The 2,135-nt window shown below is 42.8% G+C and carries 3 protein-coding genes; all 3 read left to right on the top strand.

Annotated elements, in window-relative coordinates; all coding sequences use genetic code 11:
• A partial coding sequence (locus ACO4PX_RS10005) for an ABC transporter permease (RefSeq protein WP_485572555.1) occupies positions 1 to 530 on the top strand: 530 nt, incomplete at its 5' end.
• A gap of 93 nt (positions 531 to 623) precedes the next feature.
• Positions 624 to 1,301 carry a nitroreductase family protein gene (locus ACO4PX_RS10000; RefSeq protein ID WP_472447371.1) on the top strand — a complete coding sequence of 226 codons (678 nt, stop codon included), beginning with the start codon at positions 624 to 626 and terminating at the stop codon, positions 1,299 to 1,301.
• A gap of 363 nt (positions 1,302 to 1,664) precedes the next feature.
• Positions 1,665 to 1,958, top strand: coding sequence for a helix-turn-helix domain-containing protein (locus tag ACO4PX_RS09995; protein WP_009428098.1), 294 nt, complete (start codon positions 1,665 to 1,667; stop codon positions 1,956 to 1,958).
• The last annotated feature ends 177 nt before the right edge of the window (positions 1,959 to 2,135 follow it).

Genomic DNA, 2,135 nt, shown 5'->3' with positions numbered 1-2,135 from the left:
AAACAGGAATGTCCGAGCAGGAGATGAAACAGCTGAATACGGAAATCAAGGCTTATTTTTCTAAAATAAAAAATCGTCAGCCCTCCGACTGGTATATTTCCTCTATTCAGGATGAAATGAAACAGGTAGATGGGGTAATGGGGGGGATTTCCGCTGCTGTAGGCGGCATTGCTGCCATTTCTCTTCTTGTAGGCGGTATCGGTATTATGAATATTATGCTGGTGTCGGTAACGGAGAGAACCAGAGAAATCGGTATCAGAAAGGCTTTGGGCGCAAGCACCGGAGATATTTTGGTGCAGTTTTTAACGGAATCAGCTCTTTTGTCCGCCCTGGGAGGATTGATTGGAGTGTTACTGGCCATGGGACTGGTGTCCTTGGGAGCTACAGCCTTCGGTTTATCCGTAGTGATTCGCCCGGGAATTATTCTGGTTGCGGTACTTTTCTCCGCGATAGTGGGTATCTTCTTCGGCATCTATCCTGCCAATAAGGCGGCAAAGGAAGATCCTATTGTAGCGCTAAGATATGAATAACAGTGCATTCCTTGATTAATAACTGGACAATAAGACAAAAAAAGCTATACTAAAGATGAGTGCTATTCCTATTTTCAGGAGAAATTTCGGATTATGGTAAAGGAGGCTATGATGACCCTTAAAGAAGCAATGGAAAAACGACATATGGTTCGTAAGTACAAGGATGAAGTAATTCCTCAGGATGTGGTAAAGGCTTTAGAAGAGCGTATTCAGGAATGCAATCAGAAGTATTCCCTGCATTTTTTCTTAAAAACGGAGGATGGAGCAGCTTTTGCTGAATTAATTGATAAATTGATTACCAAAAATGCCAAGAATTATATCGTATTGGCAGGAGACGAAAAGGAAGGTGTGGAGGAGCGTGTTGGTTATGCCAGTGCGGATATTATGCTCTATGCCCAGACTTTAGGCTTAAATACCTGGTGGGTAGGTGCCAGCTTCAATAAGGAGGCAGTTGCTAAATTAAGCCCTGATCATCCTGTTTATGGTGTGATTTCCATCGGCTATGGAGAGACCCAGGGTACTCCTCATGCTTCTAAGGAAGATTTTGAGGTATGCAGCTATGAAGGAGCTGTACCGGATTGGTTTAAGGACGGTGTGGAGTATGCTTTGATGGCACCTACCGCTTATAATCGTCAGTCCTTCTATTTAAAGGGCAAGGGCAACGAAGTGCAGTTCACTTATAAAGAGGGCGAGTTCCAGGGAATTGATTCCGGTTTGGTAAAGTATCATTTTGAAGCGGCAGCCGGAAAAGAGAATTTCCACTGGGTTTAAGTTTGTAAATAAGACGTTTAGATTTTCGGCAAGTCAGGCTTGAAATTGGGGTATCCAAGTGTGCCCCCGGTTTCAGGCCTTTCTTTTCTTCACAAAAAGCAAAGCCGATAATGCCGTATTCAATTACTTTCTTGATGTCCTTATGAATGGTTAAAATTGTAAATTCTCAAGCTGAAGAGCAGGTGATACAAGCAAGTCTATAAAAGATTATGAACTTACGAGATATGCTTGCTATTTGATCGTGCAAAACGGTAACTCGAGAAAAGAAGTTTTTGTCAAGAAGTAGCAGAAAACGCCGCAAAGTGAGATCCAGCTAGCAAAGCAGAGGAGAGCGATTTACTTGAGAAGGAAGGAGAGCATACGATGAGCGATTTACAGGAATTGACTAACGAACTCATGCAGGATGCTGCGTTTAGAAAGGAATATGAAGCTCTTCAGCCGGAGAGAGACATCACGATGTCTTTGGTTCGTGCGAGAAAGGAAGCAGGACTTACGCAAGCGGAGTTATCCGAGAAAACCGGAATCAGTCAGGCAGATATCAGCAGATTGGAGAATGGCACAAGGAATCCCAGTTTGGCTTTACTGAATCGTATCGCCGAAGCGGTGAATTCGACGCTGAGAATAGAGTTTGTACCGAACCAACACCTAGCAAAATAGTGCGAAATCGGAAACTCTGATAACATCTCGTGATAACAAATATTGAGCGAGTTTCACATGCGATACTTATTTCTCAATAAACAATTAGGTGAGAAATAATATCAAGCCTTCCATCATTTCGATGGGAGGCTTTTGTGGAAAATAGAGAATGGTAGATTAGAAGTTGTGGAGTATGAA

Source organism: Oribacterium sp. (genome assembly GCF_057249185.1).
This window is presented reverse-complemented; position numbering and strand designations above follow the sequence as displayed.

Bases quoted from the DNA above. Each gene is read 5' to 3' on its own strand.
- ACO4PX_RS10000 (WP_472447371.1), top strand. From the start codon at position 624: ATGGTAAAGGAGGCTATGATGACCCTTAAAGAAGCAATGGAAAAACGA.
- ACO4PX_RS09995 (WP_009428098.1), top strand. From the start codon at position 1,665: ATGAGCGATTTACAGGAATTGACTAACGAACTCATGCAGGATGCTGCG.